The organism is Pseudomonas sp. BF-B-26, from assembly GCF_019956495.1.
Lineage (GTDB): Bacteria > Pseudomonadota > Gammaproteobacteria > Pseudomonadales > Pseudomonadaceae > Aquipseudomonas.
In genome coordinates, this window is record NZ_JAHBDP010000135.1 from 123,648 (window position 1) to 150,126 (window position 26,479).

Sequence of the window (26,479 nt, forward strand, 5' to 3'; positions counted from 1 at the left end):
GAGAACGCTAAAAGTTATACCAAAAAACAATATTGTACAGGTTTCATCCACGGCGTAGTCTGTACAGAAAGGTAAACGAGGCCCCTATGACTGTACCTATCGCAATCATCGGCACCGGCATCGCCGGACTCTCCGCCGCCCAGGCCCTGACAGAGGTCGGGCATGTCGTTCAACTTTTCGATAAAAGCCGCGGCAGTGGCGGACGCATGTCAAGCAAGCGCAGCGATGCGGGGGCTCTGGACATGGGCGCGCAATATTTCACCGCCCGCGATCGCCGCTTCGTCACTGAAGTCCAGCGCTGGCAAGGCAACGGCTGGGTCGCTGAATGGATGCCGCAGCTCTACACCTACCATGGCGGCCAGCTCAACCTGTCGCCGGACGAACAGACTCGTTGGGTCGGCACGCCGCGCATGAGCGCGATCACCCGCGGCTTGCTCGGCGACCTGGAAGTTCATTTCGCCTGCCGCATTACCGAGGTCTATCGCGGCGAGGAGCACTGGCATCTGCAGGACGCCGAAGGCTTCACCCACGGCCCGTTCAGTCATGTGATTATCGCCACGCCGGCGCCTCAGGCGACTGCACTGCTGGCCACCGCGCCGAAACTCGCCGGTGCCGCCGCCGGGGTGAAAATGGACCCGACCTGGGCTGTCGCGCTGGCATTCGAGACACCGCTGGATACGCCCATGGAAGGCTGCTTCGTACAGGACAGTCCACTCGACTGGCTGGCTCGTAACCGCAGCAAACCCGGGCGCGATAACACCCTCGATACATGGGTGCTGCATGCGACCAGTGCCTGGAGCCGGCAACATATCGACCTGTCCAAGGAAGCGGTGATCGAGCAATTGCACGGCGCATTTGCCGAGCTGCTGCACGACTCCATGCCCGCCCCGACCTTCAGCCTTGCGCACCGCTGGCTCTACGCCCGGCCCGCCAGCAGCCATGAATGGGGAGCCCTGGCCGATGCCGATCTGGGCCTCTATGTGTGTGGCGACTGGTGCTTGTCCGGTCGTGTCGAAGGCGCCTGGCTCAGCGGCCAGGAAGCCGCCCGCCGCTTGCATGCACATTTGCAGTGAACCGCATTAATCCGGGAGGAGGCCGAAGGAAAAACTTATACAAATAATTTGACTTGTACACCTTTGAATCTATGATGAAGTTATGTTGTACAGACCGAACAGTCTGTACAGGTTTAGATTCGAGGTGCTCCGATGCCCCACGTCACCGTGAAACCGAAGATCGCCATCAGCGCCTGCCTGATGGGGGCAGAAGTGCGCTTCAACGGCGGGCACAAGGCCTCGCAGTTGTGCAGTCGCACCCTCACCGACTATTTCGATTTTGTTCCGGTCTGTCCGGAAGTCGCCATCGGTCTCGGCATTCCCCGTGAACCGATCCGTCTGGTGGGCGATCCACAACATCCAGAAGCCATCGGTACCGTTAACACAACACTCAATGTCACCCGGCCGCTCGCCGAATACGGTCAGAAAATGGCCGCGGAACTGGGCGACATCTGCGGCTACATCTTCATGCAGAAATCCCCGTCATGCGGCCTGGATCGGGTCAAGGTCTACCACGCCAACGGTGCGCCGGTGGACGGTGGTGGCCGCGGCATCTACGCCCAGGCGTTCTGCGCGCGGCATCCGGATTTACCGGTGGAAGAAGACGGCCGACTCAACGACCCGGTGCTGCGAGAAAACTTCCTCACCCGCGTGTTCGCCTACAGTGCCTGGCAGCAGTTGCTGCGCGACGGCCTGACTCGCCGTGGCCTCACGGACTTCCACTCGCGCTACAAATACCTGCTGATGGCCCACAACCCGGTGCAGTACAAAACCCTGGGAAACCTGCTGGGCAACATGGGCCAGACCGACCCGAACGAACTCGGCCCACGCTACTTCAGCGAGCTGATGGGGGCCTTGAAAAAATGCGCCACCCGCCGCACCCACACCAACGTCCTGCAACACATCAGTGGCTATCTCAAACAGACCATCAGCCCTGAAGACAAACAGGAAGTGCAACACGTCATCGGCCAGTACCGCCACGGCATCGTGCCGTTGGTGGTGCCGTTGACGCTGCTCAAACACTACTTCCGTCAACACCCGGATCCCTACATTGCGCAACAGGTTTACCTGCAACCGCATCCGGAAAATCTCAGCCTGCGAAACGCAATCTAATGCCAATCCAATGAAAAGCCCACTCGACACCAGCGCCAGCGAAGACCTCGGCGCCGACTTCAAGAAAGCCCTCGACGAAGGCTGGCTGCCAATCCGTGAGGTCGCGCGGCAGACTGGTGTCAACGCCGTCACCCTGCGAGCCTGGGAACGGCGTTATGGCCTTATCGTGCCGCAACGCACGCCCAAGGGTCATCGACTGTTCTCTGCCGAACACGTTCAACGCATCCTGACGATCCTCACCTGGCTCAACCGTGGCGTGGCCGTCAGCCAGGTCAAGCCACTGCTCGACACTCCGCAGGCCTTTACCGAATCCGTCGAAAGCGATTGGCACGTGCTGCGCCATACGCTGCTGCAAGCGGTCACTCAACTGAACGAACGCACCGTCGATGACACGGTCAATCAGGCCATGGCGCTGTATCCACCACGGACCTTGTGCGCACAACTGCTGATGCCCTTGCTGGCTGAACTGGAACAACGCTGGCAAGGCCAGTTCGGCGCGCAGATGGAGCAAGTGTTTTTTTACTCCTGGTTACGCAGCAAATTTGGCGCACGCATCTACCATAACAACCGTCAGTTACGCACCGCGCCACTGTTGTTGATCAATCACTCGGACCTGCCACTGGAACCTCATCTGTGGCTGACCGCCTGGCTGATCAGCAGCGCCGATTGCCCGGTGGAAGTGTTTGACTGGCCGCTCCCCGCTGGCGAACTCGCGCTGGCGGTCGATCATCTGCAAGCCCGCGGCGTACTGCTGTATTCCAGCAAAGCGATGAATCTTTCGCAGCTGCCGAAACTTTTGAATGGTGTCAGTTGCCCAAAAATGATTGCCGGACCAACGGTATGCATCCATCACACCGAGTTGTCCGCACGAACGTTCAAGATTACTGATTTGTTCCTGGCTGAAGATCCGTTAGCAGCGCATCAGGACCTGATTCAGCGTGGGCTCATTTAATGGCGAATTTTTAATGAATCGTGCGGACACCTCTGTGCAATTGATCTGGCTGCGCAGCGACTTGCGCCTACAGGACAACACCGCCCTCTCGGCCGCCGCAGCCCGCGGCCCGACTGTGGCGGTGTACCTGCTGAGCCCGGAGCAATGGCTGGAGCACGATGATGCGCCATGCAAAGTGGATTTCTGGCTACGCAACCTGAGCGAGTTACGCGGCGCGCTGGATGAGCTGAACATTCCCTTGTTGATCCGCAAGGCATCTCGCTGGGATGAGGCACCCAGGGTGCTGCTCGATCTTTGCCAACAATTGAAGATTGGCGCGGTGCACGTCAACGAGGAGTACGGCATTCATGAAAGCCGTCGTGACGCAGCGGTGGCCGAAACACTGAAAGCCAATGCCATCGACTTTTTTAGCTACCTTGATCAACTGCTGTTAAAACCGGGCACCGTACTGACCAAAACGGGCACTTACTTTCAGGTGTTCAGCCAGTTCCGCAAGGCGTGTTACGACCGTCTGCGCGGGTCGTTGCCGAAGCGGGTCCCAGCACCTGCCGTGCAGGCGCCGCTGGCGATCAGCAGCGACAAGATCCCATCAAACGTTGAAGGTTTCGCAACGCCCGGCGACAACTTGCGCAGTCTATGGCCTGCCGGTGAAGCCGAAGCCCACCATCGCCTCGACACCTTCGCCGATGCCCAGATCGACGACTACAAAAACGAACGCGATTTCCCGGCCAAACCGGGCACCAGCCAGCTGTCGGCCTATCTCGCCGCCGGGGTGATTTCCCCCCGCCAATGTCTGCACGCCGCGCTGCAAAGCAATCAGGGCGAGTTCGAAAGTGGCAAGGTCGGCGCCGTCACCTGGATCAACGAATTGCTGTGGCGCGAATTCTACAAACACATTCTGGTGGGCTACCCACGGGTCTCGCGTCATCGCGCCTTCCGCCCGGAAACCGAAGCCCTCGCCTGGCGCGATGCCCCGGATGAACTCCTGGCCTGGCAAGAAGCCCGTACCGGCCTGCCGATTATCGACGCGGCCATGCGTCAATTGCTTGAAACCGGCTGGATGCACAACCGTCTGCGCATGGTGGTGGCAATGTTCCTGACCAAGAACCTGCTGATTGACTGGCGTGAAGGCGAGCGTTTTTTCATGCGGCATCTGATCGATGGCGACCTGGCGGCGAACAACGGTGGCTGGCAGTGGAGTTCGTCCACTGGCACCGATTCAGCGCCCTACTTCCGGATTTTCAACCCGCTGAGCCAGTCGGAGAAATTCGACAGCGAGGGGCTGTTCATCAAGTACTGGCTGCCGGAACTGGCCGGGCTGAACAAGAAGGATGTGCACAACCCGGCGAACCTCGGCGGCCTGTTCGGCGTAGCGGATTATCCGTCACCGATCGTCAATCTGAGCAGCTCTCGCCAACGGGCGCTGGCCGCGTTCAAGAACCTGCCATCACGACAACCTGCCGGGCGATTGCCTGACTGAAAAGGAGAATGGGATGAGTTTTACACCTCCACGGCGCTACTGGCTGACAGGTGCCAGTAACGGCATTGGTGCCTCGCTGGCCGAAGAAATACTGAAAACCGGTGCTCACCTCGCGGTGAGCGCTCGCTCGGTGGCACCACTCAAAGTCTTGTCCCAGCGTTATCCGGGACAAGTGCTGGTGGTGGCCGGTGACCTGACCAACAGCCAGACCGTGCGAGAAATCGGCGAACAGATCGCCGAGGCGTGGGGAGCTCTGGACACAGTGATTATCAACGCCGGCACTTGCGAATATGTCGACGTTCAGCAGTTCGATTCATCGATCGTCGAGCACGTAGTGCGCACCAACCTGCTTGCCAGCAGCTATTGCATCCAGGCTGCCCAGCCGCTCTTGCGCGCCGGCACCGCGCCGTATCTGGTGGGCGTCGCCAGCTCGGTCACCTACCTGCCGCTGCCACGGTCCGAGGCGCATGGTGCCTCAAAGCCCGGGCTGCGTTACCTGTTTGAATCGTCGCGAATTGATCTTGCACCGCAAGGCATCGAAGTCACCGTGGTCAGCCCGGGGTTTGTCGAGACGCCGCTGACGGCGCACAACGTCTCCATGCCACTCAGCTGGCCGGTGGACAAGTCCGCACGCTACATCTTCGCCGAACTCAAGAATCGTCCACTGGAGATAGCCTTTCCGGCGTTGTTCATGGCCGACCACTGGCCATTGTCGACAAGACCCAACCGAGGAAAACTGGCAATCGGCAAACGCATGGTGCGCAGCAATCCGCCGATCAAGGACCAGCCGTGAAATCACCTGCCTCTCAAGGCTGATCGCACCTGGCTGCTGAATCGCAGCCATAAGATCACCCTGTTCGAACCGGTAACCAAGCGTCCGTCAGGCCTTTCACACAGCACCGGCTCAGTGCCTTACACTGGGCGCCATGAAAACCATTCCCCATACGCAAATCGCCGAGCCTGCGGTCACCTGCTCGACCTGCGCAGCTTGCTGCTGTCAGCTCGAAGTCATGCTGATCACAGACACGGGCGTGCCCGAACGTTTTATCGATACCGATGACTGGGGTGGGGAAGTCATGCTGCGTCTGGATGACGGCTGGTGCGCCGCGCTGGATCGCAACACGATGATGTGCACCATCTATGAAAAACGCCCGTTGATCTGCCGGGAGTTCGAGATGGGCGCACCAGAATGCATCGACGAACGCCAAGGGATTACCACGGCGTATCGCTGAAGTCGAAGTCAACCGAATACAAATGTGGGAGCAAGCCTCTGTGGCGAGGGGATTTATCCCCGTTGGGCTGCGTAGCAGCCCCAGCATTTCAAAGTTAAACCGCGTCTACGACTGCTTCGCAGTCGAACGGGGATAAATCCCCTCGCCACATGACTTGCTCCCACATTCAAAGCGCCTACAACGGCATCGTGTAGTGCAGCGAGTAGCTTTCTACGCCGTCGTTGTAACTGTTAAGACCGGCATTGGAGTAGTGCGTCGCACGAATCCCGACTTCATGTCCGCCCGCAAAGCGCAGACCAAAACCGAATCGGTCTTCGAACTGAAAAGCACCACCGAGGTTGTTGTCTTCAAGTTCGCTATGAGCGAACAACGCCACGCCAATCCCGGCCTCCAGGTACGGCTTGACGTTCTGACCGGCAAACTCGTAAACAAACACAGGCGAGAACGACAGGCTGTGGTTGCTGGAGGTCGTGTCGCCTTCCCAATAGGTGTAGGCACCGCTCCAGTAACCGGTCACACGACCGATATCACTCTGCAACCAGCTCTTGTCCCAATCGAATTGCATGCCCAGTCGATAGGTCATGGTCGAGTCGCTGGTCTCTCCGACCGCGAACTCCACGCCTGCCGCCTGTGCGGTAAAACTGTGCCCCATCAGTGCAGCCGCAATCGCGGCCAAGCAGAATAGTCGCTTCATTAGAAACATCCTTTTCCGAACGATTTCGTAAGGTTTTTTTGTTGCTTGACGCTATAGAAGTCGACGATTAATCAGAAGTTCACCCCAATTACTCGCTTGCCCCGAGTTTTGTTTACTCCTTGAAGCTTCGCACAACGCCAGCGGTATTCCACAGTATCGGCAAGATATTTCTGAAATGCTCTGGATCGGCACTCGTCCAGAACTGTGCCGCACGTGCAGGCCCCTCGGCAAGCAATTCCCGCTCAGCCAACAATCGCTGAAGTTGCCGCGCTACAGCGGCGCCGGTATCAATCAAGCTAATGTCATCGGGGATCATCTGCTTAAGCAACGGTTTTAGGAAAGGATAATGCGTGCAGCCCAGAATTATCGTGTCGCACCCGGCGCCGAGCAGTGGTTCGACATACCTGGCCAGCAACTGGCGCAATGCCTCGCTGTGCAGATCGCCGTTTTCAATCAGCTCCACCAGGCCGGGGCACGGCTGAGTGATGACGCGCACATCGGTGGCGAATCGGTCGAGCAACGCGGCGAACTTGGCACTCTGCAAGGTGCCGGTGGTAGCGAGCACACCGACCACACCGCTGCGGGTGGCGGCAGCGGCCGGTTTGACCGCCGGCTCCATGCCGACGATGGGCCACTCTGGATAATCGCGTCGCAAGTCGGCAACGCCAGCGACCGTCGCCGTATTGCAGGCCAACACCAAGGCCTTGGCGCCCTGCTGCTGAAAAAAACCGGCCATCACGCTGCAGCGATGACGGATGAATTCCGGGGTTTTCTCGCCGTAGGGAATATTCCCGCAATCGGCGACGTACAACAGTGACTCGTTGGGCAGCAAACGCTGGATCTCGGCCAGCACCGAAAGCCCACCGACGCCGGAGTCGAACACGCCAATCGGCGCTTCACGCATGCTTCGAACCACAAACGCTGCAGCCCGGATCACGCTTGACCCGCAATTCGCGGAAGCGCGAGCCCAAGGCATCGATCAACAACAGGCGCCCCACCAGCGGTTCGCCGAAACCCACCAGCAACTTCATGGCTTCCAACGCCTGGAGGCTGCCCACCAGGCCAACCAATGGCCCTACGACGCCGGCTTCGCTGCAGGTCAGTTCGGCTTCGCTGCCGTGACCATATAAACAGTGGTAGCAGGGGCTTTCCGGACGACGCGGGTCAAACACTGACAACTGCCCTTCGAGCCGAATCGCTGCGCCGCTGACCAGAGGTTTGCCGGCAGCGACACACGCAGCGTTGACCGCTTCGCGGGTGGAGAAGTTGTCGGAACAGTCCAGCACCAGATCCACCGCGGCCACGGCGGCGGCCAGGGAATCTTCGTCCAGCGCGGTGCGATGGGCGATCAACTGAATTTCGGGATTGATTGCAGTCAGTCGGCGGATCGCCGAGTCGACCTTGCTCAGGCCAACGCTGTCGGTGTCATGGACGATCTGGCGTTGCAGGTTGGTCAGGTCGACAGTGTCGAAGTCCGCCAGATGCAACTCACCGACGCCGGCGGCGGCCAAATACAGCGCAACCGGCGAGCCGAGACCGCCAAGACCGACGATCAACACGCGGCTTTCTTTCAGTCGCAACTGGCCGTCGATGTCGACGTGTTGCAACAGAATCTGCCGACTGTAGCGCAACAATTCCTGATCATTCAGCACGGCAGGCGCCCCAGGCTGATACGTTCGTGACCGCCCAGATCGGTGCGGCTGTGGACTTCTTCAAAGCCGCGGGTCAGCAGCAAATCGCGTACCGCAGTGGCTTGATCGTAACCGTGTTCAAGCATCAGCCAACCGCCCGCTTCCAGATAATCCGGCGCCTGGGCGACGATCAGACGCAGATCGTCGAGCCCATCGACGCCAGCCACCAGGGCACTGGCTGGTTCGAAGCGCACATCGCCTTTCACCAGATGCGGGTCGGCGGAGGCGATGTAAGGCGGGTTACTGATGATCAGCTGAAAACGCTGACCTTCCAGCGCACTGAACCAATGACTGCTCAGCACGGTGGCGTTGTTCAGATGCAAGCGCTGGCGATTGCGCTCGGCCAGGGTCACGGCTTCGAGCACGCGATCCACGGCGGTCACCTTCCAGGCCGGACGCTCGCTGGCCAGGGCCAACGCAATGGCGCCGCTGCCGGTGCCGAGGTCGAGGACCTTGGCAGGTGTGGCTGGCAGGAGTTCAAGCGCCGCTTCCACTAACAGCTCGGTGTCCGGGCGCGGGATCAGCGTGTGCGGCGCCACTTCCAGATCAAGTTTCCAGAAACCTTGCTGACCGAGGATGTAGGCCACTGGCTCACCGCCACGGCGGCGCTGCAAATACTCGGCAAATTTAAGTGCCGCCTCGCTTGGAACGATGCGCTCGGGCCAGGTGTGCAGAAAACTGCGGGATTTGCCCAACGTAGCGGCCAGCAACAATTCGGCATCCAGGCGCGCGGAGGGCGAATCTGGCAGGTCGGCGGCGCGTAACAAACTGGCAATGATCGTCATTTACTCACCTATCGCTGCCAATTGGTCGGCCTGGTATTCGGCCAGCAACGGCTCGATCACCGCATCGATGCCACCCGCGAGGATTTCGTCGAGGGAATACAGCGTCAGGTTGACCCGGTGGTCGGTGACCCGCCCCTGGGCAAAGTTGTACGTGCGGATTCGCTCCGAGCGATCGCCCGAACCGACCAGCAACTTACGCTCGCTGGCGATAGCGTTCGCGGCGGCACTGGTTTGCTGATCGTTGAGCTTGGCCGACAGCCAGGACATCGCCCGGGCGCGGTTCTTGTGCTGGGAACGTTCTTCCTGGCACTCGACGACAATACCGGACGGCAAGTGCGTGATGCGGATCGCCGAGTCCGTCTTGTTAACGTGCTGACCACCGGCACCTGAGGATTTATAGGTGTCGATGCGCAAATCCGAGGGGTTGATCTCGATTGCTTCCTGCTCGTCCGGCTCAGGCAATACGGCTACGGTGCAGGCCGAGGTGTGGATGCGACCCTGGGATTCAGTAGCGGGAACCCGTTGTACGCGGTGGGCACCGGATTCGAATTTCAGCTTGCCATAGACGTTGTCGCCTTCGACGCGGGCGATGACTTCTTTAAAGCCGCCGTGTTCACCGATATTCTCCGAGAGGATTTCCACCCGCCAGCCGCGACGCTCGGCGTAACGCGAATACATGCGGAACAGGTCGCCGGAGAAAATCGCCGCCTCGTCACCGCCGGTGCCGGCGCGGATTTCGAGGAACACGTTACGACCATCGTTCGGATCCTTGGGCAGCAGCATGCGTTGCAGGCTGGCTTCGATGTCGATCAGTTGCTCTTTGGCTTCGCGGACTTCTTCCACGGCCATTTCGCGCATGTCCGGGTCGCTGTCCTTGAGCAGCGCTTGAGCGCCCTCGAGATCACTTTGCACCTTGAGCAACTGTTTATAGGTTTCGACAATCGGTTCGACTTCCGCATATTCCTTGGAATAGGTGCGGAATTTGGTCTGATCGGAAATGACTTCGCCGTCGCCAAGCAAGGCGGTCAATTCCTCGAAACGGTCCTGGAGGATGTCCAGCTTATTGAGCAGTGACGCTTTCATTGCGGTTTTTTATCCGAAAAGCTATCCGATGAGCCCTCATTCAGGGCAAAGAGTTCCTGGGCCATGGCCAGCGCATCGAGGCGGCCTTCGGCAGAGAGCTTTTTCAACTGCACGCTCGGTGCGTGCAAGAGTTTGTTGGTCAGGCCCCGCGCCAGCTGCACCAGCACGTCTTCGGCGCTGCTGCCGTTGGCCAGCATGCGCTGGGCCTTCTGCAATTCTTCGTCGCGCAGGCGCTCGCTTTGTTGGCGATAGGCCTTGAGCACATCCACCGCCGCCAGTTCACGCAGGCGAACCATGAAATCTTCGGCACCGATCGAGACCATCTCTTCCGCCGCCTGGGCTGCGCCCTGGCGGCTCTTGAGGTTCTCGGCGACCACTTCGTGGAGATCGTCGACGCTATACAGGTAAACGTCGTCCAGTTCGCCGACTTCCGGCTCGATATCCCGGGGGACGGCGATGTCTACCATGAAGATCGGCTTGTGCTTGCGCAGTTTCAGGGCGCTTTCCACCGCGCCCTTGCCCAGGATCGGCAACTGGCTGGCGGTGGAGCTGATAACGATGTCGCTGCGCACCAGTTCCGCCGGGATGTCCGAGAGCAACACCGCGTGGGCGCCGAACTGCTCGGCCAGAATGCTCGCGCGCTCCAGGGTGCGGTTGGCGACGACGATGCGCTTTACACCCAATTCGTGCAGGTGGCGGGCGACCAGGGTGATGGTCTCGCCAGCGCCGATCAGCAAGGCCTGGCTGCGTTGCAGGTCGCTGAAAATCTGTTTCGCCAGACTGACCGCGGCAAACGCCACGGACACCGGGTTCTCGCCGATGGCGGTGTCGGTGCGCACCTGTTTGGCCGCATTGAACGTGGCCTGGAACAGCCGCCCGAGCAACGGACCGATGGTGCCGGCCTCGCGGGCCACGGCGTAGGCCGATTTCATCTGGCCGAGAATCTGCGGTTCGCCCAACACCAGCGAATCGAGCCCGGAGGCCACCCGCATCATGTGACGAACTGCCGCATCATCTTCGTGCACATAAGCGCTCGCGCGCAGCTCTTCGAGGCTCAAATGGTGATAATCGGCCAGCCAGCGCAGGATGACGTCCGCCGAAAGGTGATCCTGTTCTATATAGAGTTCACTGCGATTGCAGGTGGAGAGGATCGCAGCTTCGCGGCTGTCGGTCAGTCGGCAGAGCTGCTGCAAAGCCTCCACCAGCTGCTCAGGGGTAAAGGCCACGCGCTCGCGGACGTCTACTGAAGCAGTCTTGTGGTTAATACCGAGTGCAAGGAAGGCCATTCAAGGTCGCTGATGGTGACGTGAAGCCGGCAATTGTCCTACTTCGACAGAGCCAGAACAACTACCGCTGACTATTGTCCCAATGACCTGCCTCTATAAAGGCGCCAATTGAGACACGGTTATGTTTGGCCGAAGGCTTGTGTCATGATGATCCGACCGCAGGTTAGTCGTCCTCTTCCTATATGAATAGATCTTCCGCGTTGCTCCTCGCTTTTGTCTTCCTCAGCGGCTGCCAGGCCTTGGCACCCGTTTCGTCGGACGGTACGCCGCCGGTCGAAGACAGCACTCCGGCCCCTGAAAAGCCCAAGGTTTACAGCTCATTCAGTGAAGAAACTATCTTCAGTCTGTTGAGCGCCGAACTGGCTGGCCAGCGCAATCGTTTCGACATTGCCCTGGACAACTACGTGACCCAGGCGATCAACACTCAGGATCCGGGCATCTCCGAGCGGGCATTCCGTATCGCCGAGTACCTGGGCGCCGATCAGGCTGCCCTGGACACCTCGTTGATCTGGGCGAAAAACGCGCCGCAAGACCTTGAGGCGCAACGGGCCGCTGCCGTGCAACTGGCTCGTGCCGGGCGTTATGACGACTCCATGGCCTATATGGAGAAAGTCCTGCAAGGCAAGGGCGACACGCATTTCGACTTCCTCGCCCTGTCTGCGGCCGATACCGACCAGGACACGCGCAACGGCTTGATGAAAAGTTTTGACCGTTTATTGCAGCGCCATCCGAACAACAGTCAGCTGATTTTCGGCAAAGCCTTGCTGATGCAACAGGACGGTGACGCCAAGGGTGCGCTGGGCCTGCTGGAAGACAATCCTCCGGACGAAGGCGAAATAGCACCGATTCTGTTGCGCGCACGCCTGCTGCAGACCCTCAGTCGTGGCGATGAAGCCTTGCCGCTTCTGCAAAAAAGCATCAAGAAATACCCGGACGACAAACGCCTGCGCCTGACTTATGCGCGCATGCTGGTTGAACAGGACCGCATGGACGACGCCAAAGCCGAGTTCTCGAGCCTGGTTCAGCAGTACCCCGAAGACGACGAACTGCGTTACTCCCTGGCATTGGTTTGCCTGGAAGCCAAGGCCTGGAAGGAGGCCAAGGGCTATCTGGAAGACCTGATTGCCCGGGAAAGCCACGTCGATTCGGCGCACTTGAACCTCGGTCGTATCGCTGAAGAGCGCAATGACCCTCAAGGCGCGCTGATCGAGTACGCCCAGGTCGGCCCGGGCAACGATTACCTGCCGGCGCAATTGCGTCAGGCCGATATCCTGATGAACAACGGCAAGACCGCCGAAGCCCAAAGCCGTCTGGCTGCGGAGCGCGATGAACAGCCCGATTACGCGATTCAGTTGTATTTGATCGAAGCCGAAACCTTGTCCGCCAATAAACAGCCCGACAAGGCCTGGAATGTATTGAAGCAAGCCTTGCAGCAATACCCGGACGATCTGAATCTGCTGTACACCCGCGCCATGCAAGCGGAAAAACGCAATGACCTGGCGCAGATGGAAAAAGACCTGCGCCTGATCATCAAGCGCGACCCGGACAACGCGATGGCGCTGAACGCCCTCGGTTACACCCTGTCCGACCGTACGACGCGCTACGCCGAAGCCAAGGCCTTGATCGAACAGGCGCACAAGATCAATCCGGAAGACCCGGCGGTACTCGACAGTCTCGGCTGGGTGAACTTCCGCATGGGCAATTTCGACGAAGCCGAACGCCTGCTGCGCCAGGCGCTGGAGCGCTTCCCCGATCAGGAAGTCGTCGCGCACCTGGGCGAAGTCCTGTGGGCCAATGGCAAGCAACGGGAAGCCAAACAAATCTGGAGCAAGTTCCTCAAGGAACAGCCCGACAGCCCCCTCCTGCGCAGCACCATCAAGCGCCTGACCGGATCAGAGACTCTTTAAGATTATGTTTTTGCGCCACCTCATTGTTTTCAGCTTCATCGCCCTGCTCGCCGGTTGCGCGGGCTTCGGCGCCCGCGAATCGGTCCAGGGCAAAGGCAACCCGGCCCAATGGCGCGAGTACAAACAGCAACTGACCAGCCTCGACGGCTGGCAGATCAACGGCAAGATCGGCATTCGCGCCCCGAAAGACTCGGGCAGCGGCACGTTGTTCTGGCTGCAGCGACAGGATTACTACGACATTCGCCTCTCCGGCCCCCTGGGTCGCGGCGCAGCACGCCTGACCGGCCGCCCCGGCAAGGTCTCGCTGGAAGTCGCCAACCAGGGCCGCTATGAAGCGCCGACGCCCGAAGTGCTGGTCGAAGAACAACTGGGCTGGAAGTTACCGGTGTCCAATCTGGCCTGGTGGGTTCGCGGGCTCCCGGCTCCGGACAGCAAAAGCCGTCTGACGCTGGATGCCGACAGCCGCCTGGCCAATCTTGAGCAGGATGGCTGGCAGGTCGAATACCTCAGCTATGCCGAGCAAAACGGCTTTTGGCTGCCCGAGCGGATCAAACTGCACGGCACCGACCTTGACGTCACGCTGGTGATCAAGGAATGGCAACCTCGCAAATTGGGGCAGTGAACATGACCGCTCCGCGCTTGACGCTGCCCTCCCCGGCCAAACTCAATCTGATGCTGCACATCCTCGGTCGCCGTGAAGACGGTTATCACGAGTTGCAGACTATTTTTCAGTTTCTCGATTACGGCGATGAAATCACGTTCGCCGTTCGTGATGACGGTGTCATTCGACTGCACACCGAATTCGATGGCGTTCCTCACGACAGCAATCTGATTGTTCGAGCTGCAAAAAAACTTCAGGAGCAATCCGGTTGTTCCCTCGGTATCGACATCTGGATCGAAAAAATTCTGCCCATGGGCGGTGGTATCGGTGGTGGCAGTTCAAATGCTGCGACGACTTTGCTCGGCCTCAATCATCTCTGGCAACTGGGTTGGGATGAGGATCGGCTGGCCGTGCTGGGCCTGACGCTTGGCGCGGACGTCCCGGTTTTCGTGCGTGGGCACGCGGCTTTTGCAGAAGGCGTGGGGGAGAAACTGACCCCTGTAGACCCCGAAGAACCGTGGTATCTCGTGCTTGTGCCGCAAGTCTCTGTAAGTACAGCAGAAATTTTTTCAGATCCGTTGTTGACACGTAACTCTTCTCCCATTAAAGTGCGCCCCGTTCCCAAGGGAAACAGTCGAAATGACTGCTTACCGGTGGTAGCAAGGCGTTACCCAGATGTACGTAACGCTTTGAATTTGTTAGGTAAATTTACCGAAGCAAAACTCACCGGAACTGGAAGTTGTGTGTTTGGGGGCTTCCCAAGCAAAGCTGAAGCTGATAAAGTCTCGGCCCTTCTTACAGAGACCCTTACAGGGTTTGTAGCAAAGGGAAGCAACGTTTCGATGTTGCATCGCAAGCTGCAAAGTCTGCTCTAAAAGGAATCGAGTACTGGGTACTCGTTGCAACAGATACAGGGGCGTCGCCAAGCGGTAAGGCAGCAGGTTTTGATCCTGCCATGCGTTGGTTCGAATCCAGCCGCCCCTGCCATTTTCTATACTCATCCAGGTTACCCTCAGCCTCTAGGTACTGCGCGTGTCCAAGATGATGGTCTTTACGGGGAACGCTAACCCCGATCTGGCTCGGCGTGTTGTACGTCAGCTGCATATCCCTCTCGGTGACATCTCTGTCGGTAAGTTCTCCGACGGCGAAATTACCGCCGAGATCAATGAAAACGTCCGCGGTAAAGATGTCTTCATTATTCAGCCGACTTGCGCTCCGACTAACGATAACCTGATGGAACTGGTAGTGATGGCTGATGCCTTCCGCCGCTCCTCGGCTACTCGTATCACTGCTGTTATTCCTTACTTTGGTTATGCCCGTCAGGATCGCCGTCCGCGTTCCGCACGTGTGGCTATCAGCGCGAAAGTCGTTGCTGACATGCTTACCGTAGTCGGCATCGACCGTGTTCTCACGGTTGATCTGCATGCTGACCAAATCCAGGGTTTCTTCGATATTCCGGTAGATAACATCTACGGCTCCCCGGTATTGGTGGATGACATTGAAGATCAGCGCTTCGAAAACCTGATGATCGTGTCCCCGGACATTGGCGGCGTCGTGCGTGCACGTGCTGTTGCCAAATCCCTGGGCGTGGATCTCGGGATCATCGACAAACGCCGTGAGAAAGCCAATCACTCTGAAGTGATGCATATCATCGGTGATGTCGAAGGGCGTACCTGTATTCTGGTCGATGACATGGTCGATACCGCCGGCACTCTGTGCCACGCGGCCAAGGCCCTGAAAGAGCATGGCGCAGCCAAGGTTTTCGCCTACTGCACACACCCTGTGCTGTCCGGTCGGGCGATCGAAAACATCGAAAACTCAATGCTGGACGAACTGGTGGTGACTAACACCATCCCGTTGTCCGCTGCTGCTCAAGCCTGCTCGCGTATCCGTCAACTGGATATCGCGCCGGTAGTTGCCGAAGCGGTTCGCCGCATCAGCAACGAAGAATCGATCAGCGCGATGTTCCGTTAAGGGCCCTGCCCTTCTCGAATATTTCGTTGACGAAAAGCGCCCCGCCCCGGCATTCCTGTCGGAGCGGGGCTTTTTTGCCCATATCGCCTTTAGCGCTGGTCGCAAACGCTGGGGCGAATGTGGTTATTTTGGAGATACAACATGAACGAATTTACTCTGAATGCTGAAGTGCGTTCCGACCTGGGGAAAGGTGCGAGCCGCCGCCTGCGTCGTCTCGCAAGCCTGGTACCAGCTGTAGTTTACGGTGGCGAAAAAGCCCCTGAATCCATCAGCATGCTGGCTAAAGAAGTTGCCAAACTGCTCGAAAACGAAGCGGCTTACAGCCACATCATCGAGCTGAACGTTGGCGGCACCAAGCAAAACGTAATCATCAAAGCTCTGCAGCGTCACCCGGCCAAAGGCCACGTGTTGCACGCTGACTTCGTACGCGTTGTAGCTGGCCAGAAACTGACCGCTATCGTGCCTGTACACTTTGTTGGTGAAGAAGCGCCGATCAAGAAAGGCGGCGAAGTTTCGCACGTTGTTGCTGAAATCGAAGTTTCGTGCCTGCCGAAAGACCTGCCTGAATTCATCGAAGTCGACCTGGCTAACGCCGAAATCGGCTCGATCATTCACCTGTCTGACCTCAAAGCCCCTAAAGGCGTTGAGTTTGTTGCTCTGGTACACGGTGATGACAAGGCTGTTGCCAACGTCCACGCTCCACGTGTTGCTCCAGAAGCTACTGAAGAAGGCGCAGCAGAGTAATTTCACTCTGTTCGCCGGAGTGACCGGAAACATCGCGGACTAGAGCGTAGCGAGAAAGCGGGCGAGAACGCGGAGTTTACATAATGGTAAATGAGCACTTGTCGTCCACTTTCGCCGCACACAACTGTCGCGGCGATGTTATCCACCACTCCAAGGAAGGGCCCCTATCGTGACTGCCATCAAACTGATCGTTGGCCTGGGAAATCCAGGCGCTGAATACGAACAGACCCGGCATAACGCAGGGGCCCTTTTTGTTGAGCGCATCGCGAACGCACAAGGCGTAAACCTTGTGGCGGATCGTAAATATTTCGGCCTGACCGGGCGCTTTTCGCATCAGGGTCAGGATGTTCGTCTGCTGATTCCCACCACCTACATGAACCGCAGCGGCCAGGCCGTCGCGGCACTTGCCGGCTTCTTCCGCATTACGCCTGAAGAAATCCTGGTGGCGCATGACGAACTCGACCTGCCACCCGGCGTTGCCAAGCTCAAACAGGGCGGCGGCCATGGCGGTCACAACGGGTTGCGCGACATCATCGCGCAACTGGGCAATCAGAATACCTTTCACCGCTTGCGGCTTGGCATTGGCCACCCGGGCGTTGCCAGTATGGTTTCAAATTTCGTCCTGGGTCGTGCGCCACGCGCCGAACAGGAAAAACTCGATGCCAGCATCGACTTTGCCCTCGGCGTGCTGCCGGATATCCTCGCCGGTGAATGGAACCGCGCGATGAAAAACCTGCACAGCCAGAAGGCCTGACTCACTCCTCGGGGAAAACACCATGGGATTCAATTGCGGCATCGTCGGCCTGCCTAACGTCGGCAAGTCCACCCTATTCAACGCCCTGACCAAATCCGGGATCGCGGCCGAGAACTTCCCCTTCTGCACCATCGAGCCGAACACCGGTATCGTGCCGATGCCGGATCCACGTCTGGAAGCCCTGGCGGTCATCGTCAATCCAAAGCGCATCCTGCCGACCACCATGGAATTCGTCGACATCGCAGGCCTGGTAGCCGGCGCCTCGAAAGGTGAAGGCCTGGGCAACAAGTTCCTCGCCAACATCCGTGAAACCGATGCCATCGCGCACGTAGTCCGCTGCTTCGAAGACGAGAACGTGATTCACGTCTCCAACAGCGTCGACCCGAAACGCGACATCGAAATCATCGACCTGGAACTGATCTTTGCCGACCTCGACAGCTGCGAGAAGCAACTGCAGAAAGTCGCCCGCAACGCCAAGGGTGGTGACAAGGACGCCGTGGTCCAGAAAGGCCTGCTGGAGCAATTGATCGCTCACTTCACCCTCGGCAAGCCTGCCCGTACGCTGATGAAGAACATGGGCGCCGACGACAAAGCGGTGATTCGTGGCTTCCACCTGCTGACCACCAAGCCGGTCATGTACATCGCCAACGTCGCTGAAGACGGTTTCGAGAACAACCCGCTGCTGGACATCGTCAAAGCCATCGCCGAAGAAGAAGGCGCCATGGTGGTTCCGGTCTGCAACAAGATCGAAGCCGAAATCGCCGAACTGGAAGACGGCGAAGAGAAAGACATGTTCCTCGAAGCCCTGGGCCTAGAAGAACCTGGCCTGAACCGCGTCATCCGCGCTGGCTACGAAATGCTGCACCTGCAGACCTACTTCACCGCCGGTGTCGAAGAAGTCCGCGCCTGGACCGTCCGCGTGGGTGCCACCGCACCGCAAGCCGCTGGCGTGATCCACACCGACTTCGAGAAAGGCTTCATCCGCGCCGAAGTCATCGCCTACGACGACTTCATCCAGTACAAGGGCGAAGCCGGCACCAAAGAAGCCGGTAAATGGCGTCTGGAAGGCAAGGACTACATCGTTAAAGACGGCGACGTGATGCACTTCCGTTTTAACGTGTAACTTTATTTAGAACGAAGCACCCGCCCAGGAAAAAGCCGCGTTTAGACGCGGCTTTTTTATGCCTCAAATTCCTGTAGGAGCAAAGCTTGCTCGCGATGAACGATAACGCGGTGCTTCTGGTAAATCTCGTAACGGCCATCGCGAGCAAGCTTTGCTCCTACAGAGCGGTGAGCTAACAGGCTTTTTTGGTTCTTGGCAAGAAGATCGCCAGCACACCAAACAACGGCAAGAACGAACACAGCAAGTACACGTATTCGATGCCGTGTATGTCCGCCAAATGCCCGAGCAACGCGGCACCAATCCCGCCAAAGCCGAACATCAACCCGAAGAACACCCCGGCAATCATCCCGACATTGCCCGGCACCAGTTCTTGCGCATACACCACAATTGCCGAGAACGCTGACGCCAGGATGAAGCCGATCACGACGCTGAGAATGCTGGTCCAGAACAGGTCGACATGAGGCAGGATCAGGGTGAACGGCGCTACGCCGAGGATCGAGAACCAGATCACCGCCTTACGCCCGATCTTGTCGCCGATCGGTCCACCAAAGAAGGTCCCCGCCGCTACCGCGCCGAGAAACAGGAACAGGTGCAACTGCGAACTCGCTACCGACAGGTCGAATTTCTCGATCAGGTAAAAGGTGAAATAACTGGTGAAGCTGGCCATGTAGAAATACTTGGAGAACACCAGCAACCCGAGTACCACCAGTGCACTGATCACGCGGTTCTTCGACAAGCCATGCGTCGCCGCCTGGCCTTGCTTGAGTTTGAACAGGCTCAAGTGATTGGCGTACCAGCGGCTGATCCGATAAAGCACGAACAGCGCAAACACCGCGAACAGGCCGAACCAGGCCACATGGCCTTGGCCGAACGGAATGATGATCGCGGCGGCGAGCAACGGACCGAAGGCCGAACCGGCATTACCACCCACCTGAAAGGTCGATTGCGCCAGGCCAAATCGCCCGCCCGAGGCCAATCGCGCCACGCGAGAAGCTTCCGGGTGAAAGGTCGAGGAGCCGATACCGATCAACCCTGCCGCCAGCAAAATCAACGGGAAGGTGCCGACCACCGACATCATCAAAATGCCAATCAAGGTGCAAACCGTCCCGGCGGGTAGCAGCCAGGGTTTGGGGTGCCGATCGGTGTAGTAACCGACCCACGGCTGCAACAGCGAAGCCGTCAGCTGGAAGGTCAAAGTGATCAGGCCAACCTGGGTGAACGTCAGGCCATAGTTGGCCTTGAGCATCGGATAGATCGACGGCAGCACCGACTGGATCAAGTCGTTGATCAAATGCGCCAGCGCCACGGCGCCGATAATGCGCAGGACCAAAGGGCTGCTTTGTGAAGTCGCGGATGCCGGCTGCGCGCCGGTCTGGACATTGCTGATAGCCATAAGAGTTTCCGTACAACAGATGGGTGCACACGGGCAGGTGCGTCAATGTGCCATTTTTCAGTGCAGCAGCGCCATCCCCTTAGCCTGCTAACGACCTCGATTTTCATCGCTGGAAAGGTGATAGCGCAACGCCATGGTCTGAATCTTGCCTTGGTAATCCGCTTCAACGCGGCCCCTTACAAAGGGGACCGAGAATGGGAAGTTTCGCCACAGAGTCGGCCTACAGAGCTGACGAGGGTGAACTTTCGAGGCCTTTTAGAAGGGCACAGGTCGCGACCGCAACGGTTGCGACGCACGCCAATGGTGCGTGGTGTCCAGAGGAGTTTTGGGGCATGCAGGCTTTTTTATCACCGGGGATCGGGTTGCTGGGGCGTTTTGGCTTCGCACGCAAATTTCAGCTGTTGTTTCTACTGTTTATCCTGCCGTTGACGGGCAGCCTGTGGATGATCGGTCAGGACTATCGCGACAAACTGAACCTGATCTCCGGCGAACGTGCCGGGGTTCGGCAACTGCTCGCCCTCGATGCTCTGGATAACCTGCTCGCCGCCCAGCGTGACCGCGCGGCTCGCTGGCGCGCCACGGAAACCAATCGCCAGCCGACACCCGCGACGATCGCGGCGATGGCGGCTTTCGATACGGTTCAGCCCGCCGTCGCCCAAGCCACCACCGACCTCGGCAACGCACTGCAAACCGAAGGCGCCGAGGGCGAAACCCTGACCCGATATCAAGCCCTGCAAACCGCCCTCAACGGCCTGGACTCGAAAAGCCTGAGCAGCGTCGGTTGGTGGCCGGACGGTTACGATCGTTTCACCAATGCCTTGAGTGCCCTGCAAGCCTTGCGCGAGCAGATCGCCATGGATAATCGCCTGACGCTGGCGCCGTGGCTCGAGACCTATTTGCTGACGCAGATCTCCACGCAGCACGCGCCAGACCTGATTGAACGAGTCGGCCGTCTCGCCAGTGTTGGCCAGGCCTCTGTAGTGTCCGGGCAATTCACCCTGCAAAGCCGTCTGCAACTGCGCGACTTGCGCAGCCGCATCGGCGACGCCCGGGAGCAGTTGGTCAAAACAGCGAACCTGCTGGAAGCGCGGCTGCCCAGCGCGTTGCAAACCTGGGCCGGGCAATACCATGACAGCCTCAAGCACCTGGACGCCGAGCTGAAAGTCCTCGATTACGGCGTGTTCGGCGGCAGCATCAAGCTCAAGCCGGAAGAGTTCGAACGCAACCTCGACACCCTGCTCGCCGACCTCGCTTCGTTGCGTCAGCAGTCGTTGGTGTCGCTGGATCAGCGCCTGGACTATTACCACGGTTCTGCCATTCGCCAGTTCATCCTGGTAGCGAGCATTTTTGGCTGCCTGTTGCTGGCCGCGCTGTACCTGTTCATCTGCTTGCAGGCCTCGATCCGTCGTAGCGCCAGCGGCATTACCCTGCTGGCCGAAGCCTTGCGCGACGGCAATCTGAGCCTGCAAGTACCGGTAGAAGGTCGCGATGAACTGGCCGCCATCAGCACCGCCCTCAACGTCGCGGTGGTGCAACTGCGCAACAGTTTGCTGGGGGTCGATCATGAAACCTTGCAGCTGAGCAACGCGGTTCGCATCCTCAACCATCACTCCAGCGGCGCCCTTGGAGAAGTCGAAGCCCAGCAGTTGCAGATCAGCCAGATCGCCGCGGCAGCCACGCAATTGGCCGCGACCTCCCAAGGGGTCGCCCAGAGTTGCGAACAGGCCTCCGGCAGCGCTCAGCACACCCAGCGCATCGCCGCCGACAGCAGCCGTGACAGCCAGCGCACGACGGCGAGCATTCAGCAACTCAATCAGCGCTTGAACGACACTGCTGCAGCACTGGGCCGGGTCAGTGAACAAGGGCAGCAGATTCAGTTGGTGGTGGATACCATTCGCGGCGTTGCCGAGCAGACGAATCTATTGGCACTTAACGCCGCCATCGAGGCCGCTCGCGCGGGCGAGCAAGGTCGTGGCTTTGCGGTGGTGGCCGATGAAGTGCGCAGCCTGTCGCAACGCACCCAGTCCTCCACCGCGCAGATTGCCGGGACTGTCGACAGCCTGCGCAGCACCGTAAACGAAGCGGTGAGCCTGATGGAAGCCGCTTGCGGCCAGGCTCAGTCCGACGCCCAGGCCGTCACTGGCCTCGGCGAACGCCTGGGGGAAATTGCCAGTGCCGTGCAGAGCGTCACCGACACCCTGGCGCAGATCGCCACCGCGGTCGACGAGCAAGCGACCACCGCCGACGAGGTCAGCGGCAATATCCAGCAAGTCGATCAGGCCGCGGTACGCTTGCTCGAAGGCGCGCGGGCGGTGAACCTGGCAGCGGACACCTTGAGCCAGGGCAGCAAGGCCTTGAGTGCCAATACCGGGAGATTTCAGCTCAGTTGATGCCCCCTCCTGGCCCGTTTTTTCGGGTCAGGCGGATAAGCGGTTGAAAGCGTAGAGAAATATTTTAGATTTACGCTTGACACATCTCCGTTACGAGCCAATAATGCGCGCCACTTGGCTACATAGCTCAGTTGGTTAGAGCATAGCATTCATAATGCTGGGGTCCGGGGTTCAAGTCCCTGTGTAGCCACCAAGTACTAAAAACGGCTTACCGAAAGGTAGGCCGTTTTTTTATGCCTCGAGAAAAGTGCTCCCGGCCCACAGGGCGGTTAATGCCCACTCTTCGCGGTTCTCTCCTACAGTTAATGCCAAAGCTTGAACACAGAGAGACCTAGCCTATGTACTGGGGCCTGGACGAAATCATTCTGTTTTTCATCGTGGTCGCCATCTTCTGCGTGGTGCTGGAACTCGCTTTTCGTCTCGGCCGTCATCACCGAACCCACAGCAATGATTCGACCCGCTCCCACCTCACCGTTTTGCAGACCGCCCTCCTCGGTCTGCTCGCGTTGTTGCTGGGTTTCAACTTCGCCATGGCCACCTCACGTTTCGAAGCGCGCAAGACACTGATTCAAGATGAAGTCACGGTGATCGGCTCGACCTACCTGCGAGCGAAATTGCTGCCGCCTGATCTGCGCGGGAAGATGTCGGCGATGCTCAAGGATTATGTCTCGGCGCGGATTGAATTCATGCGCGCCGGCACGGACGAGAAACTGTTGCAGGCCACCAGCGAATCGTCGCGGACGATCGAGGACCAGTTATGGAACCTGGCCGCAGCCGCCGAGGCTCAGGGCGAAGCGACAGCCGCCATGAACCTGGTGATCCAGGCGTTGACCGACGTCTACAACGTCAATGAAAAGCGCCGCGCCGAGCAGGACGATCATGTCCCGGCAACCGTCATCAATCTGCTGTTCGTCGTGGCCATCGGTGCGTTGGGTTTCATCGCTTACAGCTATGGCCTGGGTCACCGTCGACGGCACGGCTCGACGGCCATCTTCGCGATCCTGATTGCCATGGTCTTCACCATCACCCTCGACCTGGATCAGCCCCGCAGCGGCTTCATCCGCGTCGGCGAAGAAAGCATGCTGCGGTTGCAGGAAGATTTGAACCGCATGAGTTCGGGCAACGAGAGGCCACGTCCGCGCAAATCACGTCAGGAACGAATTGCCGGCAATGCTGACAACGCCCGCTCCCAAATCTGCCAGGTGCGCAGCCAGACCATCGCCTGCCAGTCGCTGTCGGCGGGATAGAACTGCTCCACCAGATTCAGTTTGATCCCGCGCCCCACTGCATCACTCGGATTGCCATGCAGGTGCAGCCAGTGATCATCGCGCAGATGACGATGAACCTCTGCGCCGGGATACGTCCCGCACTCGATCACAAACGGCATCAACCGCACGTGCGGCAACGCATTGATCAACGCCTGCGAGGTGTAGCCGGTAGCAGTGGCAGCAACGCCGGTTTCGCTCAGCGTGTTGGCGCCCGTGTGCAAGGTATAGAGCCACGGACCATAAATCGCCTGCGCATCCGCAAGCGCCGGATACGCCGCTTCGGTAATGGTCAGCAACATCGGATGCCCGTACTCCCCGGCGCCGGTGTGCAAATCAAAACACATGGCCACTTCGGCATGGGAAACATGCTTTTGAAGGATCTGATGCAACGTGCGGTTCGACCAGCTCGGCGCCAGTCCGCCGTAGAACAAACCATCGGGATGACGGTGCTGGCCACCCTCGACAATCGACATCACGGCGGGCCAGCCGTGTTCGGCGATTTGTTCATCGAGCAAGGCATCGGCGCGATCACGTTCCGGGCCCTGCAACTGCGTGCAGGCATAGATTTCATGCAGCGCCGCATAGGCCTGATTATCTGGCAATGCATGCTCGAAGTTCAGGTGATTGCGGTTCAAGTCGATGTTGTCTTCGTTGACCCGACGCAGCCACGCAGTGCCCCACGGATTGATCAGGTGGATCATCACCACCGCGACATCGGCCGGCAGCGAACGCTTGCCCAACGCCTGCAACCACTTGATCTGACACCCCGAACCATAGAAGCCTTCGACGCCATGAGTGCCACTCAGCGCAATCAGCAAACGCTTCGCCCGCGGATCACCCAGCACGGCCACATCGGTGCTCAACGGCTCACCGAACGGCCCTTTGAGTGGATGCGGGTACTCGGTCAGCGTCGCACCGGCCGCGGTCGCGGCGGCCAGGAATTGATCACGCTGGGTGCGGTAACTTGGCTGGGTGGGGAACTCGGTCTGCATGTCTGCCTCTTGTTGATCTTCTGGCCAGTCTGTTGCCCTCGACCCTACAGAAAATCCGCGGACTCATGAAGGGCAAAAGCATCTTTGCTGTAGGCGCTGGTTTGCGTCACTCCCTTTCGGCCGATAAAGTCCCCTGATCTTTCCCACGGACGGAGTGCCCCCACGTGTTCTCAATCTTCCCCTTGAGCCACTATCGCCTGTCAGCCTTTTCGCTGATCGCCGCGGCTTTAACCCTCGCAGCCTGTAGCGCCCCGACCACTTCGACGTTGCCTGTCGCACCAGAAGTCGCGTCGGGTTATCGCACTGACCTGCAAACCCAACACGCCTCGAAACACATGGCAGCCGCGGCCAATCCGCTGGCGGCCGAGGCCGGGCGGGAGATGTTGCGCCAGGGTGGTTCGGCAATCGATGCAGCGATTGCGATGCAGGCCGTGCTGACCCTGGTCGAGCCGCAATCCTCGGGCATTGGCGGTGGCGCGTTGATCGTGCTGTGGGATGGCAAGGCTGTGCGCACTTATGACGGTCGCGAAACTGCTCCGGCCGGCGCCACCGAGAAGCTATTCCTGCAAGCCGACGGTAAACCGATGCCGTTCACCCAGGCGCAGATTGGCGGTCGTTCAGTCGGGACACCGGGCGTGTTGCGGGCACTCGAGTTGGCCCATCAGAAGCACGGTCATCTGCCGTGGGCGCGGCTGTTCGAACCAGCGATCAAACTCGCGGAACAAGGCTTCGCCATCTCGCCACGTCTTCACCAGTTGATCGCCTCGGACTCGTCTATCCGACGCTCGCCGGACATGATCGCCTACTTCCTGAATGCCGATGGCAGCCCGAAAGCCGCAGGCACGCAACTGAAAAACCCGGCGCTGGCCGCGGTGTTCAAACGCATTGCCAAGGAAGGACCGGATGCGTTGTACAAAGGCCCCGTCGCACAGGAGATCGTCGCCAAGGTTCAGGGCCACGCCAACCCGGGCAGCCTGTCGCTGAACGACCTCAACGGCTACAGCGCCAAGGAACGCGCGCCGCTGTGCACCGACTACAAACGCTGGCAGGTCTGCGGCATGCCGCCACCGTCGTCAGGCGGGATCGCCGTGGCGCAGATCCTCGGCACCTTGCAGGCCCTGGAAACCCGTGACCCGCGTTTTGCCCTGGCGCCGCTCAAACCGGTCAAGACAAACAAACCTGCGGGCATCGAACCGACGCCTGAAGCCGTGCACCTGATCTCCGAGGCCGAGCGCCTGGCCTACGCCGACCGCGCGCAGTACGTGGCCGACGCAGACTTCGTGCCCGTCCCCGTCAAAGGTCTGGTGGACCCTGCGTATCTGGCCGATCGCGCGGCCCTGATCGGCGATCGCAGCATGGGCACGGCCAAACCCGGCACCCCGCCGGGCATTCAGGTCGCCTACGCACCGGACCGTTCGCCGCTGCGCATCTCCACCTCGCAAGTGGTGGCGGTGGATGACGAAGGCGGCGCCGTGTCCATGACCACCACAGTGGAATCAGCGTTTGGCTCGCACCTGATGGTTCAGGGTTTCCTGCTGAACAACCAGATGACCGACTTCTCGTTCATCCCCGAAGAGAATGGCCAGAAGGTTGCCAACCGCGTCGAACCCGGAAAACGCCCACGCTCTTCCATGGCACCGACCCTGATTTTCGACCGTCAGAGCGGCGAATTCCTCGCCACCATCGGCTCCCCCGGTGGCTCGCAAATCATCGAATACGTCGCCAAATCCACCATCGGCCTGCTCGACTGGAACCTCGACCCACAAACCGCCATCAGCCTGCCCAACTTCGGCAGCCGCAACGGCCCGACCGAACTGGAACAGGGGCAGTTCAGCCCGGCGCTGATTCAGGCGCTGAAGGACAAAGGGCACAGCGTGAACGAGATCGACATGACCAGCGGGACCCAGGCGATTGTTCGGGTCAAGGATGCGCAGGGGAAAACGTCGCTGGCGGGTGGGGCTGATC

At 59.3% G+C, this 26,479-nt stretch carries 24 protein-coding genes and 2 tRNA genes; 18 read left to right on the plus strand and 8 right to left on the minus strand.

Annotated elements, in window-relative coordinates; translation table 11 throughout:
* Positions 1-86 precede the first annotated feature (86 nt).
* From KGB03_RS29505 to KGB03_RS29530, 6 genes are all read left to right on the plus strand, one after another.
* Complete coding sequence (locus KGB03_RS29505; protein ID WP_111451277.1) at positions 87-1,073, plus strand: NAD(P)/FAD-dependent oxidoreductase; 987 nt, start codon at positions 87-89, stop codon at positions 1,071-1,073.
* A 132-nt stretch (positions 1,074-1,205) separates the two neighbouring features.
* Complete coding sequence (locus KGB03_RS29510) at positions 1,206-2,165, plus strand: 2-thiouracil desulfurase family protein (RefSeq protein ID WP_223530716.1); 960 nt, start codon at positions 1,206-1,208, stop codon at positions 2,163-2,165.
* 10 nt (positions 2,166-2,175) lie between these two features.
* Positions 2,176-3,117: a MerR family transcriptional regulator gene (locus KGB03_RS29515; protein ID WP_218538000.1), complete on the plus strand. Its 942-nt coding sequence runs from the start codon at positions 2,176-2,178 to the stop codon at positions 3,115-3,117.
* A gap of 34 nt (positions 3,118-3,151) precedes the next feature.
* Positions 3,152-4,597, plus strand: a complete 1,446-nt coding sequence (phrB, locus tag KGB03_RS29520) for a deoxyribodipyrimidine photo-lyase (RefSeq protein WP_218538001.1) — start codon at positions 3,152-3,154, stop codon at positions 4,595-4,597.
* A gap of 13 nt (positions 4,598-4,610) precedes the next feature.
* The gene (locus KGB03_RS29525) at positions 4,611-5,390 is read left to right on the plus strand and encodes an SDR family NAD(P)-dependent oxidoreductase (RefSeq protein WP_111451274.1); all 780 of its coding nucleotides are present in this window, start codon (positions 4,611-4,613) and stop codon (positions 5,388-5,390) included.
* Between the two features lie 133 nt (positions 5,391-5,523).
* Positions 5,524-5,829, plus strand: coding sequence for a YkgJ family cysteine cluster protein (locus KGB03_RS29530; RefSeq protein WP_008153413.1), 306 nt, complete (start codon positions 5,524-5,526; stop codon positions 5,827-5,829).
* Positions 5,830-6,004: 175 nt separating this feature from the next.
* Here the strand turns inward: KGB03_RS29530 and KGB03_RS29535 are convergent, their stop codons facing one another.
* The 6 genes from KGB03_RS29535 to hemA form a co-directional block, all read right to left on the minus strand.
* On the minus strand, positions 6,005-6,523 hold the full coding sequence (locus KGB03_RS29535; RefSeq protein WP_111451273.1) for an acyloxyacyl hydrolase: 519 nt from the start codon (positions 6,521-6,523) through the stop codon (positions 6,005-6,007).
* Between the two features lie 112 nt (positions 6,524-6,635).
* Positions 6,636-7,427: a glutamate racemase gene (murI, locus tag KGB03_RS29540; protein ID WP_192406193.1), complete on the minus strand. Its 792-nt coding sequence runs from the start codon at positions 7,425-7,427 to the stop codon at positions 6,636-6,638.
* Positions 7,420-8,175: a molybdopterin-synthase adenylyltransferase MoeB gene (locus tag KGB03_RS29545; RefSeq protein WP_008153418.1), complete on the minus strand. Its 756-nt coding sequence runs from the start codon at positions 8,173-8,175 to the stop codon at positions 7,420-7,422. The genes murI and KGB03_RS29545 overlap by 8 nt, the downstream gene beginning before the upstream one ends.
* Entirely contained in the window at positions 8,169-8,999 is an 831-nt protein-coding gene (prmC, locus tag KGB03_RS29550) for a peptide chain release factor N(5)-glutamine methyltransferase (RefSeq protein ID WP_223530719.1), read from the minus strand. The genes KGB03_RS29545 and prmC overlap by 7 nt, the downstream gene beginning before the upstream one ends.
* Entirely contained in the window at positions 9,000-10,082 is a 1,083-nt protein-coding gene (gene prfA, locus KGB03_RS29555; RefSeq protein WP_223530721.1) for a peptide chain release factor 1, read from the minus strand. It abuts the gene before it with no gap.
* Complete coding sequence (gene hemA, locus KGB03_RS29560) at positions 10,079-11,368, minus strand: glutamyl-tRNA reductase (RefSeq protein WP_074880247.1); 1,290 nt, start codon at positions 11,366-11,368, stop codon at positions 10,079-10,081. Before hemA ends, prfA begins: the two co-directional genes overlap by 4 nt.
* 182 nt (positions 11,369-11,550) lie before the next feature.
* On the opposite strand from hemA, the gene KGB03_RS29565 reads away from it, so the two are divergent.
* The 8 genes from KGB03_RS29565 (at position 11,551) to ychF (ending at position 18,471) form a co-directional block, all read left to right on the plus strand.
* Complete coding sequence (locus KGB03_RS29565) at positions 11,551-13,275, plus strand: tetratricopeptide repeat protein (protein ID WP_218538002.1); 1,725 nt, start codon at positions 11,551-11,553, stop codon at positions 13,273-13,275.
* A 4-nt stretch (positions 13,276-13,279) separates the two neighbouring features.
* Positions 13,280-13,897, plus strand: coding sequence for a lipoprotein insertase outer membrane protein LolB (gene lolB, locus KGB03_RS29570; protein WP_111451266.1), 618 nt, complete (start codon positions 13,280-13,282; stop codon positions 13,895-13,897).
* 2 nt (positions 13,898-13,899) lie between these two features.
* A complete protein-coding gene (gene ispE / locus KGB03_RS29575) occupies positions 13,900-14,751 on the plus strand; it encodes a 4-(cytidine 5'-diphospho)-2-C-methyl-D-erythritol kinase (RefSeq protein WP_046053453.1) in 852 nt (283 codons plus the stop codon).
* Positions 14,752-14,788: 37 nt separating this feature from the next.
* Positions 14,789-14,863, plus strand: a tRNA-Gln gene (locus KGB03_RS29580).
* A 45-nt stretch (positions 14,864-14,908) separates the two neighbouring features.
* Positions 14,909-15,850, plus strand: coding sequence for a ribose-phosphate pyrophosphokinase (locus KGB03_RS29585; RefSeq protein ID WP_003208392.1), 942 nt, complete (start codon positions 14,909-14,911; stop codon positions 15,848-15,850).
* A gap of 141 nt (positions 15,851-15,991) precedes the next feature.
* Positions 15,992-16,594 (plus strand): 50S ribosomal protein L25/general stress protein Ctc, encoded by a 603-nt coding sequence (locus KGB03_RS29590; protein ID WP_218538003.1) that lies wholly within the window; start codon positions 15,992-15,994, stop codon positions 16,592-16,594.
* A 169-nt stretch (positions 16,595-16,763) separates the two neighbouring features.
* Complete coding sequence (pth, locus tag KGB03_RS29595) at positions 16,764-17,348, plus strand: aminoacyl-tRNA hydrolase (RefSeq protein WP_111451263.1); 585 nt, start codon at positions 16,764-16,766, stop codon at positions 17,346-17,348.
* A gap of 22 nt (positions 17,349-17,370) precedes the next feature.
* Complete coding sequence (ychF, locus tag KGB03_RS29600) at positions 17,371-18,471, plus strand: redox-regulated ATPase YchF (RefSeq protein ID WP_218538004.1); 1,101 nt, start codon at positions 17,371-17,373, stop codon at positions 18,469-18,471.
* Between the two features lie 172 nt (positions 18,472-18,643).
* On the opposite strand, the gene KGB03_RS29605 is transcribed toward ychF, so the two are convergent.
* On the minus strand, positions 18,644-19,864 hold the full coding sequence (locus KGB03_RS29605) for an MFS transporter (protein ID WP_223530723.1): 1,221 nt from the start codon (positions 19,862-19,864) through the stop codon (positions 18,644-18,646).
* 332 nt (positions 19,865-20,196) lie between these two features.
* Here KGB03_RS29605 and KGB03_RS29610 point away from each other — a divergent pair, with 332 nt between their 5' ends.
* From KGB03_RS29610 to KGB03_RS29620, 3 genes are all read left to right on the plus strand, one after another.
* The gene (locus KGB03_RS29610; RefSeq protein ID WP_223530724.1) at positions 20,197-22,254 is read left to right on the plus strand and encodes a methyl-accepting chemotaxis protein; all 2,058 of its coding nucleotides are present in this window, start codon (positions 20,197-20,199) and stop codon (positions 22,252-22,254) included.
* A 116-nt stretch (positions 22,255-22,370) separates the two neighbouring features.
* Positions 22,371-22,447 (plus strand) — tRNA-Met (locus KGB03_RS29615).
* 145 nt (positions 22,448-22,592) lie between these two features.
* Complete coding sequence (locus KGB03_RS29620) at positions 22,593-23,501, plus strand: hypothetical protein (protein WP_223530725.1); 909 nt, start codon at positions 22,593-22,595, stop codon at positions 23,499-23,501.
* On the opposite strand, the gene KGB03_RS29625 is transcribed toward KGB03_RS29620, so the two are convergent.
* Positions 23,405-24,514 (minus strand): DUF2817 domain-containing protein, encoded by a 1,110-nt coding sequence (locus KGB03_RS29625; protein ID WP_218538008.1) that lies wholly within the window; start codon positions 24,512-24,514, stop codon positions 23,405-23,407. The genes KGB03_RS29620 and KGB03_RS29625 overlap by 97 nt on opposite strands.
* Before the next feature lie 164 nt (positions 24,515-24,678).
* Between KGB03_RS29625 and ggt the strand changes: the two genes are divergently transcribed.
* Positions 24,679-26,479 (plus strand): gamma-glutamyltransferase (gene ggt, locus KGB03_RS29630; RefSeq protein WP_223530726.1); only part of this gene is annotated, 1,801 nt, incomplete at its 3' end.

Excerpts from the sequence above, each read along its gene's own strand:
- KGB03_RS29505 (WP_111451277.1), top strand. The coding sequence starts at position 87 with ATGACTGTACCTATCGCAATCATCGGCACCGGCATCGCCGGACTCTCC.
- KGB03_RS29510 (WP_223530716.1), top strand. The coding sequence starts at position 1,206 with ATGCCCCACGTCACCGTGAAACCGAAGATCGCCATCAGCGCCTGCCTG.
- KGB03_RS29515 (WP_218538000.1), top strand. The coding sequence starts at position 2,176 with ATGAAAAGCCCACTCGACACCAGCGCCAGCGAAGACCTCGGCGCCGAC.
- KGB03_RS29525 (WP_111451274.1), top strand. The coding sequence starts at position 4,611 with ATGAGTTTTACACCTCCACGGCGCTACTGGCTGACAGGTGCCAGTAAC.
- KGB03_RS29530 (WP_008153413.1), top strand. The coding sequence starts at position 5,524 with ATGAAAACCATTCCCCATACGCAAATCGCCGAGCCTGCGGTCACCTGC.
- KGB03_RS29535 (WP_111451273.1), bottom strand. The coding sequence starts at position 6,523 with ATGAAGCGACTATTCTGCTTGGCCGCGATTGCGGCTGCACTGATGGGG.
- murI (WP_192406193.1), bottom strand. The coding sequence starts at position 7,427 with ATGCGTGAAGCGCCGATTGGCGTGTTCGACTCCGGCGTCGGTGGGCTT.
- prmC (WP_223530719.1), bottom strand. The coding sequence starts at position 8,999 with ATGACGATCATTGCCAGTTTGTTACGCGCCGCCGACCTGCCAGATTCG.
- prfA (WP_223530721.1), bottom strand. The coding sequence starts at position 10,082 with ATGAAAGCGTCACTGCTCAATAAGCTGGACATCCTCCAGGACCGTTTC.
- hemA (WP_074880247.1), bottom strand. The coding sequence starts at position 11,368 with ATGGCCTTCCTTGCACTCGGTATTAACCACAAGACTGCTTCAGTAGAC.
- KGB03_RS29565 (WP_218538002.1), top strand. The coding sequence starts at position 11,551 with ATGAATAGATCTTCCGCGTTGCTCCTCGCTTTTGTCTTCCTCAGCGGC.
- lolB (WP_111451266.1), top strand. The coding sequence starts at position 13,280 with ATGTTTTTGCGCCACCTCATTGTTTTCAGCTTCATCGCCCTGCTCGCC.
- ispE (WP_046053453.1), top strand. The coding sequence starts at position 13,900 with ATGACCGCTCCGCGCTTGACGCTGCCCTCCCCGGCCAAACTCAATCTG.
- KGB03_RS29590 (WP_218538003.1), top strand. The coding sequence starts at position 15,992 with ATGAACGAATTTACTCTGAATGCTGAAGTGCGTTCCGACCTGGGGAAA.
- ychF (WP_218538004.1), top strand. The coding sequence starts at position 17,371 with ATGGGATTCAATTGCGGCATCGTCGGCCTGCCTAACGTCGGCAAGTCC.
- KGB03_RS29605 (WP_223530723.1), bottom strand. The coding sequence starts at position 19,864 with ATGGCTATCAGCAATGTCCAGACCGGCGCGCAGCCGGCATCCGCGACT.
- KGB03_RS29610 (WP_223530724.1), top strand. The coding sequence starts at position 20,197 with ATGCAGGCTTTTTTATCACCGGGGATCGGGTTGCTGGGGCGTTTTGGC.
- KGB03_RS29620 (WP_223530725.1), top strand. The coding sequence starts at position 22,593 with ATGTACTGGGGCCTGGACGAAATCATTCTGTTTTTCATCGTGGTCGCC.
- KGB03_RS29625 (WP_218538008.1), bottom strand. The coding sequence starts at position 24,514 with ATGCAGACCGAGTTCCCCACCCAGCCAAGTTACCGCACCCAGCGTGAT.